At 42.6% G+C, this 15,043-nt stretch carries 19 protein-coding genes; 8 read left to right on the top strand and 11 right to left on the bottom strand.

Annotation, left to right across the window (positions count from 1 at the left end; translation table 11 throughout):
* The coding region (locus IQ234_RS07115) for a GTPase family protein (RefSeq protein WP_416209674.1) at window positions 1-770 on the top strand (770 nt) is incomplete at its 5' end.
* A gap of 138 nt (window positions 771-908) precedes the next feature.
* Here the strand turns inward: IQ234_RS07115 and IQ234_RS07110 are convergent.
* Window positions 909-1,430 carry a hypothetical protein gene (locus IQ234_RS07110; RefSeq protein ID WP_193956577.1) on the bottom strand — a complete coding sequence of 174 codons (522 nt, stop codon included), beginning with the start codon at window positions 1,428-1,430 and terminating at the stop codon, window positions 909-911.
* A gap of 2 nt (window positions 1,431-1,432) precedes the next feature.
* Window positions 1,433-1,639: a hypothetical protein gene (locus tag IQ234_RS07105; RefSeq protein WP_002762605.1), complete on the bottom strand. Its 207-nt coding sequence runs from the start codon at window positions 1,637-1,639 to the stop codon at window positions 1,433-1,435.
* 799 nt (window positions 1,640-2,438) lie between these two features.
* Here IQ234_RS07105 and IQ234_RS07100 point away from each other — a divergent pair.
* Window positions 2,439-2,636, top strand: a complete 198-nt coding sequence (locus tag IQ234_RS07100) for a hypothetical protein (RefSeq protein WP_036400102.1) — start codon at window positions 2,439-2,441, stop codon at window positions 2,634-2,636.
* A 151-nt stretch (window positions 2,637-2,787) separates the two neighbouring features.
* Here IQ234_RS07100 and IQ234_RS07095 read toward each other — a convergent pair whose 3' ends face one another.
* The 6 genes from IQ234_RS07095 to IQ234_RS07070 all read right to left on the bottom strand — a co-directional run bounded on the left by IQ234_RS07095 (window position 2,788) and on the right by IQ234_RS07070 (window position 7,380).
* The gene (locus tag IQ234_RS07095; protein WP_193956578.1) at window positions 2,788-2,934 is read right to left on the bottom strand and encodes a hypothetical protein; all 147 of its coding nucleotides are present in this window, start codon (window positions 2,932-2,934) and stop codon (window positions 2,788-2,790) included.
* Window positions 2,935-3,001: 67 nt separating this feature from the next.
* Window positions 3,002-3,868, bottom strand: coding sequence for an alpha/beta fold hydrolase (locus tag IQ234_RS07090; protein ID WP_193956576.1), 867 nt, complete (start codon window positions 3,866-3,868; stop codon window positions 3,002-3,004).
* Between the two features lie 266 nt (window positions 3,869-4,134).
* Window positions 4,135-4,956 carry a phosphoadenosine phosphosulfate reductase gene (gene cysH, locus IQ234_RS07085; RefSeq protein WP_193956575.1) on the bottom strand — a complete coding sequence of 274 codons (822 nt, stop codon included), beginning with the start codon at window positions 4,954-4,956 and terminating at the stop codon, window positions 4,135-4,137.
* Between the two features lie 242 nt (window positions 4,957-5,198).
* On the bottom strand, window positions 5,199-5,999 hold the full coding sequence (locus IQ234_RS07080; protein WP_193956574.1) for a tetratricopeptide repeat protein: 801 nt from the start codon (window positions 5,997-5,999) through the stop codon (window positions 5,199-5,201).
* 42 nt (window positions 6,000-6,041) lie between these two features.
* Entirely contained in the window at window positions 6,042-6,575 is a 534-nt protein-coding gene (gene purE, locus IQ234_RS07075) for a 5-(carboxyamino)imidazole ribonucleotide mutase (RefSeq protein WP_066029554.1), read from the bottom strand.
* Window positions 6,576-6,657: 82 nt separating this feature from the next.
* Window positions 6,658-7,380, bottom strand: a complete 723-nt coding sequence (locus IQ234_RS07070) for a Uma2 family endonuclease (RefSeq protein ID WP_193956573.1) — start codon at window positions 7,378-7,380, stop codon at window positions 6,658-6,660.
* Between the two features lie 188 nt (window positions 7,381-7,568).
* Between IQ234_RS07070 and IQ234_RS07065 the strand changes: the two genes are divergently transcribed.
* The 3 genes from IQ234_RS07065 to IQ234_RS07055 all read left to right on the top strand — a co-directional run bounded on the left by IQ234_RS07065 (window position 7,569) and on the right by IQ234_RS07055 (window position 9,953).
* On the top strand, window positions 7,569-9,362 hold the full coding sequence (locus IQ234_RS07065) for a fatty acyl-AMP ligase (protein WP_193956572.1): 1,794 nt from the start codon (window positions 7,569-7,571) through the stop codon (window positions 9,360-9,362).
* 84 nt (window positions 9,363-9,446) lie between these two features.
* Window positions 9,447-9,689: a hypothetical protein gene (locus IQ234_RS07060; RefSeq protein WP_193956571.1), complete on the top strand. Its 243-nt coding sequence runs from the start codon at window positions 9,447-9,449 to the stop codon at window positions 9,687-9,689.
* Between the two features lie 51 nt (window positions 9,690-9,740).
* Complete coding sequence (locus tag IQ234_RS07055; protein ID WP_151696174.1) at window positions 9,741-9,953, top strand: type II toxin-antitoxin system HicB family antitoxin; 213 nt, start codon at window positions 9,741-9,743, stop codon at window positions 9,951-9,953.
* Between the two features lie 140 nt (window positions 9,954-10,093).
* Here the strand turns inward: IQ234_RS07055 and lspA are convergent, their stop codons facing one another.
* The 3 genes from lspA to bioB are packed head-to-tail and all read right to left on the bottom strand — an operon-like array spanning window position 10,094 to window position 12,292.
* Window positions 10,094-10,564: a signal peptidase II gene (gene lspA / locus IQ234_RS07050; protein WP_193956570.1), complete on the bottom strand. Its 471-nt coding sequence runs from the start codon at window positions 10,562-10,564 to the stop codon at window positions 10,094-10,096.
* An 11-nt stretch (window positions 10,565-10,575) separates the two neighbouring features.
* The gene (locus IQ234_RS07045) at window positions 10,576-11,226 is read right to left on the bottom strand and encodes a biotin transporter BioY (RefSeq protein WP_193956569.1); all 651 of its coding nucleotides are present in this window, start codon (window positions 11,224-11,226) and stop codon (window positions 10,576-10,578) included.
* Complete coding sequence (bioB, locus tag IQ234_RS07040) at window positions 11,198-12,292, bottom strand: biotin synthase BioB (RefSeq protein ID WP_193956568.1); 1,095 nt, start codon at window positions 12,290-12,292, stop codon at window positions 11,198-11,200. The genes IQ234_RS07045 and bioB overlap by 29 nt, the downstream gene beginning before the upstream one ends.
* A 133-nt stretch (window positions 12,293-12,425) precedes the next feature.
* Between bioB and rfbC the strand changes: the two genes are divergently transcribed.
* Genes rfbC through IQ234_RS07025 form a run of 3 tightly spaced genes read left to right on the top strand, consistent with a single transcriptional unit; the run spans window position 12,426 to window position 14,930 of the window.
* On the top strand, window positions 12,426-12,971 hold the full coding sequence (gene rfbC, locus IQ234_RS07035; protein WP_193956567.1) for a dTDP-4-dehydrorhamnose 3,5-epimerase: 546 nt from the start codon (window positions 12,426-12,428) through the stop codon (window positions 12,969-12,971).
* 5 nt (window positions 12,972-12,976) lie between these two features.
* Complete coding sequence (rfbD, locus tag IQ234_RS07030) at window positions 12,977-13,852, top strand: dTDP-4-dehydrorhamnose reductase (protein WP_193956566.1); 876 nt, start codon at window positions 12,977-12,979, stop codon at window positions 13,850-13,852.
* Window positions 13,853-13,856: 4 nt separating this feature from the next.
* Window positions 13,857-14,930, top strand: coding sequence for a glucose-1-phosphate thymidylyltransferase (locus tag IQ234_RS07025; protein WP_193956565.1), 1,074 nt, complete (start codon window positions 13,857-13,859; stop codon window positions 14,928-14,930).
* Window positions 14,931-15,043 lie beyond the last annotated feature (113 nt).

Genomic DNA, 15,043 nt, shown 5'->3' with positions numbered 1-15,043 from the left:
CCGCCCTCGATCCCGCCCTGGCCATGGATGAGGCTTTTCTTAAAGATTTACAACAAACTATTGACAATTTACCAGTTATAGTCTGTGTTTCTCAAGTTGATCGCCTGCGTCCGCTGCGAGAGTGGCAACCCCCCTATAATTGGCTGACGGGAGAAAGTCCTAAAGAAGTCAATATCCGCGAATGCTTGCAGTATCGGGCGGAATTATTCGAGGATCTATGCGATCGCATTTTGCCGATGGTCAGTCAACAGCCGGATAGAGAAGCTTGGGGGGATGAGGAGTTATCAATCGCTTTGCTGGGGGCAATTTCACCCGCAAAACAGTTGCGTTTGGCCCGTTTTTTAGCAGATTTAGAAACTCGAACCCTGGCAGCGGCGAAAATAATCGATCGCTATACTTTACAGATGGCCACGGGACAAGGTTTAACGGCCCTATTAAAAAGTCCTATTCTCGGTTTTATCTCCACTTTAGCCACAGGAAGACCGACTTTAGCCTATCTTTTAGCTGAACAAATTCCTGTGGAACAATTACCAGTAGCGATCGGTAAATTACAGATGGCCTACGAGCTTTCTTCTCTCTTAAATACGGAGAATAAAAGTTTTGATTTATTGGCACTTTGGCCAATACTATTAGAAAATTCTAGCACTGCCGACAAGGAAGCCTGGGCCTGGGGTCATGCTCTGGTAGAATATTGGACAAAGAACCTATCGATCGAACAGTTCCGGTCAAGTTATCAGGGGTATTTAGAAACGACAAAAACAGGCCTGTAGCCAAATTAATTAAACTAAAACTTTATTCCACTTTAAAAGTATAGGAGAGTGGGGAGGAGAGGTTTCTGGGGTTGAGATTTCTGGCCTTTGTACTAAAATTACCAATAAGAGAGTTTTTTTCGTGTTTTTTTAAAAGTTCTATTCATTTTTTTCATTTTCAGAGTTTTCATCGTTAGTTTTCGACGAACTACCCAAACCACTAAAATAAAAGGCGGTGACTGCTGTAGCTATTGGCCCTAAAAAAGTATAAATTGTCTTAGAAGAATCATTAATTAGGGTTGCCGCTTTATCCACTCTACTTTGTACTTCTTGTTCTTCGATAGCTTTCAAATTTATATTTAAATTAAAAATTCCAAGAGAAGCAAAAGAAATGAGACAAATAGAAAGAATTTGTAAACCAGCAGTGGTTAACAATCCCAACCAAAGCCACCTTGCTAAGGAACCAGCTACTTTAGTATTAAAATTATGTCTTTGGTCTGAGGGTGATATAGCTGTAGCTGGTTTACCAAATCCAGATACTTCATTGTCTAAATGATAACCATCCTGATTCTTCTTTAGGTTATGACGCACAGAGTTCCTTTCAGTTGGAAGAGCCAAAGAAGCGCTGGTATCTTTTGGGTTGTTAACTTCCTCTGTCTCATTTTTTGAATCACTGGTCATAACTAAACAATTAGTAGTGGTCTCTGTTCATTACCTTTTTGAAGTATTAATTGAGTATCTTCCTCCGTCTCAGTTTTAGCATATAAAGCCATGAGTTTTAATCCTTTACGAATTACTTCAGACTCTGTTAAGTCTAGCTCTTTAGCTATTTCTTTAAGATATTCAGAGTCCTTTTGACTAAGATTTACTCGAAATTGTCTGGTAGCCATTTTTTTTTGTTAATTCAGTGAATGGATTGTATCGATGGTGTTATCTGTAAGGTCGAGAAGAGCCATTTTTACCATTGAATGTATCATTGCCGTCCTTACTACCATTAAGGGTATCGTTACCAGCAGCACCGTGGACATAAGCATTCTTAAGTGGCTGCTCATCCTCTCAGACCAGCTGTGGCTGCTCATCCTCTCAGACCAGCTACTGATCGCGTTTACCAGCAGCACCGTGGACATAAACATTCTTACGGATATTCAAGTATCTGTAAGGTCGAGAAGAGCTATTTTTACCATCGAGGGCTATAGTAGGGTCAATTCATGAATTGACCCTACAGTTTGATTTAAGGGTTGTCATTGTCCTTTCTTATAGATGTACATAATAGTCTTCCTTGAGAAACCTAGCATCCTAAGTCACAGTATCCCATCTTACCCTAATTACACCAGATATGTCAAGCAATTACACCAGATATGTCAAGCAATTACACCAGATATGTTAAGTCAACATAAACGAGTCCTGACGGTACTTAATGGGTGCAATAGGTCAAATACCATCGACTTATCGACTTATTTGCTATTAAAAAGCTATTTTTCGCAAAATTTAACTAAAATAATCTTAGGCTTTATTCATGATTAGGTACAACAGGGGGTATAATAGGGTATTTAGTAGGTGGTATTACATATACATATATGCAAGGCATAGCAATGGGTGTAATCTGGGTATATTGTGGGGCTTAATAGATACCACAGTGCTGAGTTCCTATGGTATGATAGTTCCATCAACTTTTAGATAGATAAAAGTATGGCAGACACAACTAAACAAGTGAGTATGCTAGAATTGGAGTTAGAAGATGATCTAATCAGACAAATTGAAGATGTAGCTGATTCTGGTTGTTTTTCAAAAGATGAATTATTACAAAGTATTTTAGAAGCATGGAGACATCATCAGGCCTATATACATAGACTTGAAAATATGGTTCAAATAATCAATATTAAGTAATTCGACTTGAGGGTAATGTGGAATGATTACTATCAAATGATTACCTGCTTATTACTTTGGGCTAACAAAAAATTTTATCACTATTTTCTTGAACAACAGTCTATTAAACTTTCATAACAAGTAACCCTGAGACAATTATCAGTTTTAGCAATTATTGAGATGTTAATTTATTGTAAGCAGAAATGATCGCCGCATTTTCCCAATCATCATCAAAAGGGAGCGCATCGGGATCTGATACTAAATCCGTTGAGTAACGCACAGAAAACGGGTTTCTCCGAGAAACCCGTTTTCTACTCATGCTAAGGGTAACTTGATCAATACTTTCTAGGGAGATTTTGCTATCAATTCCCAGAAAGTATCGGGGTTTAGGTTTTGCGTCCGAGAAAATTAATAATCTGGGGATTAATTTCTTTTGACCAATGTTCTTGGGGATAGTGTTTCGCTTCCGCGAGGGAGATTAATTCCACTCCTGATTTAGTGGCTAATTTTTCGACAGTGACAGAAGATAACCAAGGGTCCCCCATTCCCCAGACAAAAAGGATAGGTTTTTCAAAGTTCTCTAAACCTGTCTCAATTTCTGCCATAGTTTTCGATAGGTTTAAATTGCGAATCGTGGCCACTAAAGCGCGACCCACTGCCGAAGTTTTTAGATAAGGTTGACGGAAAATAGCCAGATCTGCATCACTAATCACAAAACCGCTACCGGTTTCTAAAGTACGATCAACTAATAAGGGGTCTTGAGTCGCCATATCTCCGAGGAAAGGTATCCCCCATTGTTTCATTATCCAGGGTAATTTAACATCACTGGACAGGGGAGTATTTAAAACGATCAAGCGCTCAATTTTATCGGGATTTTCTAGGGCGTATTGTAAACCGACGGAGGCTAAAAAACCCTGGACAATGAGGGAGATTTTCGGCAATTGGAGAGCTTGAATAAAATCGGCCAAGGCTTGACAAAAAGCGCTAGGTGTGTAGGCGAAATCTCTGGCATCAGGTTTAGCGGATAAACCGGAACCGATCCAATCGGGGGCAATGGCATTAATGTTATATTCTTCTAAACTGGTCAATAATTCCCGCCAAATATAGCCATGGGCGGGTAAACCATGGAGTAGGATCACGGGGGTTGTATCCGGTTGTTGAGCGGGGTTAACCTGTCGATAAAACCACTTGAGAGAGCCGACTTCGAGAAAATTTTCTAAAATAGCCATGGTTAATGGGGGATTAATAATCAATAAACCTCTTGCATAATTAATTTTTCAGGGTTTAAAAACGGCAAAAATAAGGATTAAATGGCATAAAGTCTGTAAATAGACCATTTAACTGATTATTACTCCTTCTTAATTCTCCTGACTACTGACTACTGGCTCCTGACTCCGTTCGGCTGAGCTCACGGCCGAAGCCTAACCCTAACAACAATTTTTGATTTTTACAAGAGGTCTAATAACCATTGTCTAACGTCTAGGAACCGATCGCACCGGCAATTTTTGCACCCTGGCAGTTATAGGGAGCTTGCGTCGAGACTTTGTGCTTCTGCGGGGGTTAAAGGCAAATGAAGACCGCATTCTTGTTTTAAACCCTTGAAACGGGTGTCTCGTTCGTTGCTATCATCGGCGGTTAAAGGCCGACTGGAGTGCCAATCGCCGACGGAGACATAACCCAGATCAAAATAGGGATGGTAGGGAAGATCGTATTTAGTCAGATATTCGTAGATGGTTTTGGCATTCCAGTCAAGTATCGGTAATATTTTGTAACGTTCGCCCTGTTGATTGACCCATTGGAGAGTTTTGCGGTGGTCGGTTTGGTCCCGACGTAAACCCGCTAACCAAGCGGTGGCCTTTAATTCCTTCAGGGCCCGTTGCATCGGCTCCACCTTGCGGATTTTGTCGTAGAGATTGAGGGAGTCGATATCGTTATTTGACCACAGTTTACCGTGGATTGCTTCCATGCGGGCGGGACTGAGGGGAGATTGATAAACTTTCAGGTTTAAATGGAGGCGTTGGCTTAAGTCTTCGGCAAATTGATAGGTTTCTGGGGGAAGATAGCCGGTATCGATCCAAATGATGGGAATATCGGGGATAATTGCGGTGACTAGGTGCAACATCACCGCGGCCTGAATGCCGAAACTGGTACTCATCACCAAACCTTCCCCAAAGGTGGCCGCGGCCCAAGCGACGATTTCTGCGGCGTTAGCGGAGTCAAAACGTTGATTAATTCTGGCGAGGTCGAGGGATAGAGGGGAGGAAAAAGACCGGTCGGCAGTGGCAATGAAGGCGGTTTCTAGGGCCTGTGGATGAGAATTAAGCAAGTGTAAATCTGGCATTCTGGCTAAGATTTAAGGTGTACAGTAGCGGCGGATACTGATAGAGTCCAATCTATCCCTGTGATTGGATTATAGCATTGGGCCATCGGCCGGCTCTAGCTATTTCTTTTCCTTTCCAGAGCCGGGTGATTCGATCGAGGATAATGGAACTATCAAGCCTCAATTGTATCTTAATGACTGATTTCAGGATAATTGGACTCTTAGCCCCGCTACTGCTAGAAAAGTTACTATTTAGTAATTTTTTACTTTAAGTTAAGAAACTTATCTAAGGCTAGAACCATATTTGGCGGCCAACGACGCACGCTTTTTACCCAATCGAGGTCTTGATAGCGGGTATCCATGCCGACAGCGGCTACCCAATTGCTTTCCGCTTCTCCCTGTTGTCCTTGGCTCCATAAAACGGCGGTTAAGGCGGCCCTGACATCGGGAAACATGGGGTATTTGCGGGCAATATTCCGCATTTTTTGGACTGCTTCCGGATATCTGCCTAATTCGTACAGGGCAAGCGCCAGATTAGCTTGCGCCCAGGCAAAATTCGGGGCTAGTTGGGTAGCTTGGCGATAGTCTTTGACGGCGGCTTCCCAGTCCCCTAAACCGCCCTCAGCGTTGCCGCGATTGTTATAGGCAAAGGCATCATTGGGGGCCAGTTCTAAAACTTTATTATAATCGGCGATCGCTTCTTGATATTTGCCTTCTCCTTCTAAAGCGGTGCCGCGGTTGAGGTAGGGATCGGGGGCATCGGGGGTAATGGCGATCGCTTGGTTGAAGTCAGCGATCGCATCCTCTAATTTATTGAGGCTGACTCTGGCATTGCCGCGATTACTCCAGACGGCGGGATTAGTGGGGAATTTGGCGACTAATTCGGTCCAATAGCTTTCGGCCTGGACGTAATCCCCTTTTTCTGTGGCTTCTAGGGCTTTTTCGGCGATAACTTCCCCTTCTCTCATCTGTTCTTCGCTAATAGTCGGGCTATCGGCATAGGCCGCTATGGGTAGGGAAAAAAAGAGTAATAGACTCAATACACAAGCGGTGATCCAACGCATAATTACTTCATAATTTGTTACTTAATCTTTTCTCAATCTACCCTACTTAGGTGAACTCTGCCCTAGATAGTCTTGATAGCCTAGTCGTTGAAGATTGCTTTGTTTTTCGAGGACGGAATCGGTGAGGGATTGACGATAGGCGATAACTTGCTCTAAAAGATCAGTATTACCAGTGGCGAGAATTTGAACCGCTAAAAGTCCGGCATTTTTGGCATTACCGATCGCCACCGTGGCCACGGGAATGCCTGCGGGCATCTGTACAATTGAATAGAGAGAGTCTAACCCTTGTAAAGTGCGCGTGACTACGGGAACTCCAATCACGGGTAAGGGGGTTAGAGATGCCACCATCCCGGGTAAATGGGCAGCGCCGCCGGCTCCAGCGATAATCACTTTTATTCCCCTTAAATGAGCGTTTTTGCCGTATTCAAACATTTTTTCGGGGGTCCGATGGGCCGAGACGATGGCGACTTCGTGGCTAATCTGAAAAACCTCTAAAACTGCGATCGCTTCTTTCATGGTGGGTAAGTCGGAATCACTGCCCATAATTACACCCACTAGGGGCGCTGCTGTCACCATAGTTACTAGAAAATAATTTTGCTTTTTAATCTTATAGCAGGGTTTGTTATTTTGTCTTCAAACCCTACTGATCAGATTTCTCCTAAATTGTATCGGGATCGATACCTAATTCTCGCAATTTTTCGGCCAATTTTTCCTTAGCTTGTCGTTCCCTTTCTTTTTCTAAAAGAGCCTGTTCTTTTTCTAAAAGAGCCTGTTCTTTTGCCTGTCTTTGCTGTAATTCCGCTTCTTGAGGAGTGGGGACTAATTGACCATCGACGGTAAAATAACGCAGTTTACGGTCAAATATCCCTAAATATAATCCTAACTGTTCACTCCAGAGATAACCCTGTTCATTGGCAGCAATGGCTTGATATTGTCCCTCAATTAGTCTAAATCCTTGTAATTCTAAAGTATTAGGATCAAACCAAAAATAATTAGGAGTGCGAAAGGTATTTTGATAGAGAATTTTCTTGTTATTGCGGTCAATATTGGCCGTAGAATCGGAAAGAATCTCGACAATTACATCGGGATATTTACCCTGTTCTCCCCAAACTACCCAACTTTTGCGGGGACGTTTTTCGGTATCTAAAACCACAAAAAAATCAGGACCACAGAAATCACGTTTTTTTAATTGTTCCGCGTTGTAGTAGATGGTTAGATTTCCCGAAGCGTAGTAATCACTCCTCTCGCGCCATAATAATTCTAGACAACTAAGGAGAATGATGATCTGTTGCAGGTGTAGATCACTTTCCAAGGGTGGTTCATCACTCCATAAATCTGTGGGGGGACAGGCAACTTCTGGGATTATGTCTAGGGCTGTCATGACTTTTCCCGGTATTTTAGGATTGATTAATTGTAGCTTTTTCTCACAATTGCAGAGATAAGGCGGGGGGGATTTTAACCTAACTTAATCCTATACCTTGACCGATCGCCTTCGGCACTTTATCCTAGCGCCATGGGCAAATATCTTAAAACTTCTATACAATAGCCCCAATAAGCCCGATAACAACGATGACTGAAACCCTAATTCAACCCGCAACCCTAGTAGAACTCTTACGTTACCGCGCCACGACACAACCAGATGGCCATGCCTACACTTTTCTTATTGATGGTAAAAAAGAAACCCCACCTTTAACCTACAGTGAACTTGATCGCCAAGCAAGAGCAATCGCCGCCTATTTACAAAAATACCAAGCTCAAGGAGAACGGGCCCTGTTACTCTATCCTCAAAGTTTAGAAGTAGTGGCCGCTTTTTGTGGTTGTCTCTACGGGGGAGTGATTGCCATTCCTGTCCCCCCACCGGAATCGGGACGACTTAAGCGCACTATGCCCCGTTTACGCGCAATTGTCAAGGATGCTAATGCCACCTTTGCCCTAGTTACCGAAAGTATTCTGACTCTTATTGAAGGGGTTAAGGAAGAATTCCCAGAATTCGACCAAATGAAATGGATTACCACCGAAAGTATTGATATTTCCCTGGCGGATCAATGGCAAGATCCCCAGGTGGATAAATCGGCGCTTGCTTATCTGCAATATACCTCCGGTTCGACTAATATCCCCAAAGGGGTGATGCTAAGTCATTTTAATCTGATGCACCATTGCGGTTACTTGCAAAAAGCTTGTGGTTACGAACCGGATAGCGTTACCCTCACTTGGATGCCCTATTTTCATGATTACGGGTTAGTCGAAGGTATCACCGTCCCCCTCTACAACGGTACACCCTGCTATCTCATGTCTCCCTTTGCTTTTATTAAGCGTCCGATGCAGTGGTTAAAAAATATTGCTAAGTACAAAGTTACTCATAGTCAAGCCCCCAACTTCGCCTATGATCTTTGTACTCGTAGGATTAAAGCTGCCGATTTAGCGGAATTAGACCTGAGCAGTTGGCAGGCTGCGGGAAATGCCGCCGAACCGATTAACCCGAAGGTTATGGCTAAATTTGTCGATACTTTTGCAGATTATGGCTTTTCTTGGCAAACTTTCGCCCCTGCCTACGGATTGGCTGAATATACCCTCTTGATTTCTAATAAACCCAAGGGAACCACCCCAATTATCACCGCTTTGGATGCCACCGCCTACGAACGCGGTAAAATTGTCCCTGTAGGCTCCGATCGAACCACTGGAGTTAGATACGTCCCCAGTTGTGGTCGTCGCGTCTGTGATACCCGTATAGCTATCGTTAATCCCGATACTTTTACCCTTTGTGCAGCCGATGAAGTGGGCGAAATTTGGGCCAGTGACCCCAGTATGGCCGCTGGATATTGGCAACGGGAAGACGCAACCAAAGAAACTTTTCAAGCTTATCTTGCGGATACGGGAGAAGGACCGTTTTTACGCACAGGAGATTTAGGTTTTCTTCTTGATGGGGAATTGTATATCACGGGACGGATTAAGGATTTAATTATTGTCCGTGGTAGTAATCATTATCCCCAAGATTTAGAATGGTCAGTACAGCATCTTAATGAGGTTTTTCGTCCCGATTATGGCGCCGCTTTTTCCATTGAAGATAACGGGGAAGAACAGTTAGTTATTGTCCAAGAATTAGAACGTCGCAGCGGTGAGTTAGATACGGCCAAATTAATCGCCGATATCCGTCAGGAAATCGCCGAAGAACACGAAATTATGACCCATGCTATTGTCCTGGCTAAATCGGGAACAATTCTCAAAACTGCCAGCGGCAAAATTCAACGCCGCGCTATTAAACAGAATTTTCTCAATGGTAATATGAGTGTTATCGATGCTTGGTCAGAAAATCCTCAGTTAGTTAGTAAATTTGATCGCTCTATTTCTGAAACAGAAGCATAGTTTTTCGGGTGGGCATCGCTCACCCGATCGAGTATAAATAATCGTGTTAGGATTAGGTTAGGGATTAAAGTTAGGGAGAAAGTGATGTTAACTCAACTGATGGTCAACCCCTCTTCTTGGATTGAAAAAGGAATTAAGCTATCGCCAGTAAGGGAAAATTATCTCTTTAAATTCACCGAGGAATTGCAGTGTCGATTGGAAGAACTACGGGAACTAGAAAAAAATTCCCAACTTAATTCTCAAGAAACCGCAGAATTAGCTGGTATTTTAGAGTTAAACGAGATTTTCACGCTCTTAAATGCGAGAATAGTTGCTGAATCTAAATGATTAGTATCACCACTCGATGTCTGATTTTAAAATATAAGTTAGGATATCAAGATGAAAATTCGTTATGAACTGATTATTTACTGGAGTAATGAGGAGCAACTATTTATCGTTGAAGTTCCAGAACTTGCAGGATGTATGGCTGATGGAGAAACTTATCAAGAAGCTGTGCAAAATGCTGAAATCATTATTCAACAATGGATTGAAACAGCACAAGAATTAGGGCGAGAAATTCCTGAACCGAAAGGACGTTTATTATTTGCTTGAACAACCGCAGGAATAGTAAAAATGGGTGTTGTAGATAACAATAAAATTAGAAATTTCCTCGATAAGGATTGTGGGGAGTTATTATCAAATAACCTAGACATTAGGATAAATTATCGGGTATTTTATCTCATCGCAAGGCACTACTTAGAACGGGGCGACTTGTGGGGAAAAGTCGAAATTAATAGGCAAATAATCCCGATATTAATAAAAACATCGGCCAGATTAAAAACAGGAAAATTAATCAATCTAAAATCGAGAAAATCCACCACATAACCAAACAAAAAGCGATCGATACCATTGCCGAAAGCCCCTGCTAAAATAAAACCGTAGGCCAATTGTTCCCAACGGCTTAAATGCGGTCCAAAGTAAGCAAAAGCCATTAATCCCAAACTAACCAATAAGGATAGCCATTTTAGCCAACCAACACCGCCCCGAAAAGCACTAAAAGCCGCCCCGGTATTAATCACATAGGTGAAATGAAAAACCCCCGGAATAACTGGAAAAGTATCACCGATTTGCTCAAAACTCTGCACAGTTATATACTTAGTTACTTGGTCTAAAATTAGACCAATCACCGCCACTATCCAAAACCAGGGATTTTTTTTTAACATTGGCTGTGGCATCAATAAAATAATAATTTACGGAAGAAAAAAGCAATAATTACCACCACACAAATTACTACTAACTGCCCTAAAAATGGCCAGACTGAATAATTCATAAATAGGGTGGGCAAACTATCGGGAAAGGTGATTTGACTGGCTTGGGGCTGAAAAATCGACAATCCCAGCATATATAATAAACCGCACAGATGAATCACTAACAAACCGGCAAAGGCACTTAACGCCAGGGTTTCTATCTTGGCGCGCCAGCGAAAAGCCAACCAACCACAAAGCCATGCCCCCGGCATAAAACCTAAAATATAGCCAAAACTGGGTTCTTTCAGATAACCCATTCCCCCACCCTGGGCAAACACCGGCAACCAAGTTAAACCGAGAAAAATATAGGCCACCTGGGCGAGAAGTCCGGCATTTTTGCCCCCCAGACAGCCCGTTAATAATACTGCCCCAATTTGGTAAGTTATGCCTAGTTTTTGGGAAGATAGACCCGCAGCTGACCAACTAGCTAGACTTACTGGAACAAATGTACTAAAAATTGTCAGCAATAAACCAATCAAGGCCCAGATTAACTCATTGGGAACCGACGCGGAAGTGCGCCGCGGCGGAGATTCTCGTCCTCGACGTGATTTAGGTTGCCTGTTGGGGTTGGTATTCACCGGGGATGGGGGCTTCTCCTCCTATTAAACTAAGATCAGCCAACATCGCCTGATCCTGTTGGGGGGGTTGTCCTAGAGTGGTCAAATAATGCCCAATCAGCATAGCATTAATTCCCGATTTTAGCCCCAGATTTTGCAATTCTCCCATCACTGCCTCTCGTCCCCCGGCATAACGGAGGATTTGTTGAGGTAAGATAAACCGGAAAATAGCGATCGCTTTTAGGGCAGTCAAGGGGTCCAGTTTGGGTAAATGACCTAAAGGGGTGCCACTTCTGGGGTTTAATAGGTTAATCGGCACGGATTCCACTGCCAATTCCGCCAGAGAAAAAGCTAAATCGATGCGATCAGTCCAACTTTCCCCCATACCGATAATTCCCCCCGTACAAGCCTGAATTCCTGCCGCTTTCAGGTTTTTTACCGTTTCTACCCGATCCTGCCAACTGTGGGTGGAGACGACGTTAGGATAAAAATTCTCGGAAGCCTCCAGATTGTGATTATAACGGGTAACTCCAGCTTCTTTTAAGGCCTGCGCTTGGGCAAGGGTTAACTCTCCCAAGGCGCAGCAGGGTTTAATCTTGGCTGTTTCGATGATTTCTTGAACTGTGGCCAGTATTTCCTCGAATTCCTGCGATTTAGGGCTATTGTACTTTAATCCCCGACCTTGACTAACTAAACAGAAGCGTTTAGCCCCCGCGTCGGCTGCCGCTTTCGCATGGGTGACGATTTCCTCGCGACTTTTTAAACCGTAGATAGGCGAATCTTGACCGGGATGGTGGGCGGATTGGGAACAAAAACTGCAATTTTCCGAACAACTTCCCGATTTTATGTTGATAATGCTACATAAATCTACCGTATTACCACAACAGGCCTGACGAATGCGATCGGCAGCCTCACATAAGCTGAAAATATTTTCCTGACCTTCGATCGCAGTTAAAGCTAGGGCCTCTTGCTTACTGAGTCGATCGCCGGCGATAATCTGATTAGCCCTAGTCTGTAACCAGTTTTTTAAGGCTTCTCCCTCCACGGGGATAGATTGAGTAGCGGTGTGTGTAGAGACTTGTACCACGTCGTTTATGCTCTGACTAAGTTAGGCTCATCTTATCATTGTTCAGTTACCGGGGAAAGATTGATAAAAAACTTTAGAAAAAAATACCCTTTTGTGCTAGACTACCCGCAAAAGTTATCTTGTCTCCGATTTTATGAAAGTTATTCCGACGGAAATTCCCGATGTTTTAATCATTGAACCGCAAGTTTACGGAGACGATCGAGGTTTTTTCTTGGAGAGTTTTAATCAGAAAGATTTTCGAGAAAAAACTGGAGTCAATACCACTTTTGTCCAGGATAATCACTCTATGTCCCTAAAAAATGTCCTGCGAGGATTACACTATCAAATCCCCAATCCCCAGGGTAAATTGGTGCGAGTGGTGAGCGGTAGTGTTTTTGATGTGGCCGTGGATGCGCGTCAAAGTTCCCCCACTTTTGGGCAATGGGTAAGCTGTGTTTTAAGTGCGGAAAATAAACGGATTTTCTGGGTTCCCGAAGGTTTTGCCCATGGCTTTCTAGTTCTCTCTGAACGAGCCGAATTTCTCTACAAAACCACTAATTATTATTATCCCCAATACGAAAAAACCATTTTATGGAATGATGCCGATTTAGGGATTGATTGGCCTCTAGAGATTCCCCCGATTCTCTCTCCTAAAGACCAAGCTGGACAACCCTTTAAATCCGTGGAAGTTTTCCCCTAAAGACGATGAAAAAAGTTTTACTAATTGGTGCTAAAGGTCAAGTAGGACAAGAGTTACAGGTAACTTTACAATCCTTGGGCGAAGTTATTAGTATCGGTCGAGAAGAACTAGATTTAACTAACTCGGAAAAAATCAGCCAGTTAATTAGGGAAATTCACCCCGATTATCTAGTTAATGCCGCCGCTTATACGGCAGTGGATAAAGCCGAAACTGAGCCAGATTTAGCCTATGCTATCAATGCTATAGCCCCAAAAATTATGGCGGAATCTGCCGAGAAAATTAAAGCTAAATTTCTCCATATTTCCACCGATTATGTCTTTGATGGTCGGAAAAATACCCCCTATCTAGAAACCGATCTAACTAATCCTTTAGGGGTTTATGGACAATCAAAGTTAAGGGGAGAAGAGGAGATTAAAACTGTTAATTCTCAGGCAATTATCCTGCGTACTGCTTGGGTTTACGGCAGTTATGGCAAAAGTAATTTTGTCAAAACTATGCTGAGATTAGGTAAGGAAAGAGAGGAGTTAAAAGTAGTTTTTGATCAGGTGGGAAGTCCCACTTGGTCTAAAGATATCGCCACGGCCATTACTCAGCTTCTAATTAATGTCGATAATCCCACAGGAATCTACAATTTTACTAATAGCGGTGTCGCCAGTTGGTTTGATTTAACTAAAGCGATTTTTGAGGAAGCAAAAATAAGCGGTATTCCCCTAAAAATTCAGAGAGTAATTCCCATTACTACTGCTGAATATCCTACCCCAGCAGTGCGTCCAGCCTATTCGGTTCTTTCTGGTCAAAAAATCTCGCAACAATTGGGTTATATTCCTCCCTATTGGCGAGATTCTCTCAAAGCTATGCTCAACCAACTATTTAATCTTTAAAACTATGAAAGCACTAATTTTATCCGGTGGTAAAGGTACGAGGTTACGTCCCCTAACTTATACTGGGGCAAAACAGTTAGTTCCCGTGGCCAATAAACCGATTTTATGGTATGGAATCGAATCAATTGTGGCCGCAGGAATTACCGATATTGGCATTATTATCAGTCCCGAAACCGGGGAAGAAATTCGTCAGACCACGGGCAGTGGTGAACAGTTTGGTGCTAAGATAACTTATATTCGCCAAGATCAACCAGCAGGATTAGCTCACGCGGTTAAAACTGCCCAATCTTTCCTAGGAGATTCCCCCTTTATTATGTACTTGGGTGATAACCTAATTGAGGATGATTTATCGCCCTTTTTAGACTCTTTCCAAAAACAGTCCCTTGATGCTTTAATTCTCCTGCGAAAAGTGTCTAATCCTAGTGCTTTTGGGGTGGCAAAAGTAGATGAAACTGGCAAAGTTTTATACTTAGTCGAAAAACCGAAAGAACCCCCCTCAAATTTAGCTTTGGTGGGGATTTATTTTTTTGCTCCCACCATTCATCAAGCGATCGCATCTATTCAACCTTCGGGCCGGGGTGAGTTAGAAATTACCGACGCTATCCAAGAATTAATCAATCAAAATAAAGCAGTAGAAGCGAATAAACTACTGGGTTGGTGGTTAGATACGGGTAAAAAAGATGATTTATTAGAAGCAAATCGGATTATCCTCGATACCTCTCTAGAAATAGCTTTACTAGGAGAAATTGATCCTAATAGTCAGGTGATCGGACGGGTACAAATTGGCCAGGGTAGTAAAATTATTAATAGTACCATTCGCGGCCCTGTCATTATTGGAGAAAATTGTCACATTGAGAATTGTTTTATCGGTCCCTACAGCAGTATAGCTAATGGCACAAAATTAATTGATGCCGACATAGAACACAGTGTTATTCTCAAAGATGCCACGATTATTGGCATTCATCAGCGCATAGTTGATAGTGTGATTGGACGACGGGCAAAATTAGAAATCGCACCCCAACGTCCAAAAGCTTTACGCTTTATGATTGGGGATGATTCCCATGTGGAATTAGTGTAGTTATCGGGGATTAACTGCCTGTTTAATTAATACTGGAAGATTGAGAATTTCCCTAGCTAATTCGCCGGCGGTTTCCCAGCTTTTCTGAGAAAGATTGACATTTTCAGGAAAAA

This window comes from Microcystis aeruginosa LEGE 91341 (assembly GCF_015206885.1).
In the GTDB taxonomy this organism is placed as follows: Bacteria; Cyanobacteriota; Cyanobacteriia; order Cyanobacteriales; family Microcystaceae; genus Microcystis; species Microcystis aeruginosa_H.
This window is presented reverse-complemented; position numbering and strand designations above follow the sequence as displayed.

Excerpts from the sequence above, each read along its gene's own strand:
- IQ234_RS07100 (WP_036400102.1), top strand. The coding sequence starts at position 2,439 with ATGGCAGACACAACTAAACAAGTGAGTATGCTAGAATTGGAGTTAGAA.
- IQ234_RS07060 (WP_193956571.1), top strand. The coding sequence starts at position 9,447 with ATGTTAACTCAACTGATGGTCAACCCCTCTTCTTGGATTGAAAAAGGA.
- IQ234_RS07065 (WP_193956572.1), top strand. The coding sequence starts at position 7,569 with ATGACTGAAACCCTAATTCAACCCGCAACCCTAGTAGAACTCTTACGT.
- IQ234_RS07105 (WP_002762605.1), bottom strand. The coding sequence starts at position 1,639 with ATGGCTACCAGACAATTTCGAGTAAATCTTAGTCAAAAGGACTCTGAA.
- IQ234_RS07025 (WP_193956565.1), top strand. The coding sequence starts at position 13,857 with ATGAAAGCACTAATTTTATCCGGTGGTAAAGGTACGAGGTTACGTCCC.
- IQ234_RS07055 (WP_151696174.1), top strand. The coding sequence starts at position 9,741 with ATGAAAATTCGTTATGAACTGATTATTTACTGGAGTAATGAGGAGCAA.
- cysH (WP_193956575.1), bottom strand. The coding sequence starts at position 4,956 with ATGCCAGATTTACACTTGCTTAATTCTCATCCACAGGCCCTAGAAACC.
- IQ234_RS07070 (WP_193956573.1), bottom strand. The coding sequence starts at position 7,380 with ATGACAGCCCTAGACATAATCCCAGAAGTTGCCTGTCCCCCCACAGAT.
- IQ234_RS07110 (WP_193956577.1), bottom strand. The coding sequence starts at position 1,430 with ATGACCAGTGATTCAAAAAATGAGACAGAGGAAGTTAACAACCCAAAA.
- lspA (WP_193956570.1), bottom strand. The coding sequence starts at position 10,564 with ATGTTAAAAAAAAATCCCTGGTTTTGGATAGTGGCGGTGATTGGTCTA.
- rfbC (WP_193956567.1), top strand. The coding sequence starts at position 12,426 with ATGAAAGTTATTCCGACGGAAATTCCCGATGTTTTAATCATTGAACCG.
- IQ234_RS07080 (WP_193956574.1), bottom strand. The coding sequence starts at position 5,999 with ATGCGTTGGATCACCGCTTGTGTATTGAGTCTATTACTCTTTTTTTCC.
- IQ234_RS07095 (WP_193956578.1), bottom strand. The coding sequence starts at position 2,934 with ATGAGTAGAAAACGGGTTTCTCGGAGAAACCCGTTTTCTGTGCGTTAC.
- purE (WP_066029554.1), bottom strand. The coding sequence starts at position 6,575 with ATGGTGACAGCAGCGCCCCTAGTGGGTGTAATTATGGGCAGTGATTCC.
- rfbD (WP_193956566.1), top strand. The coding sequence starts at position 12,977 with ATGAAAAAAGTTTTACTAATTGGTGCTAAAGGTCAAGTAGGACAAGAG.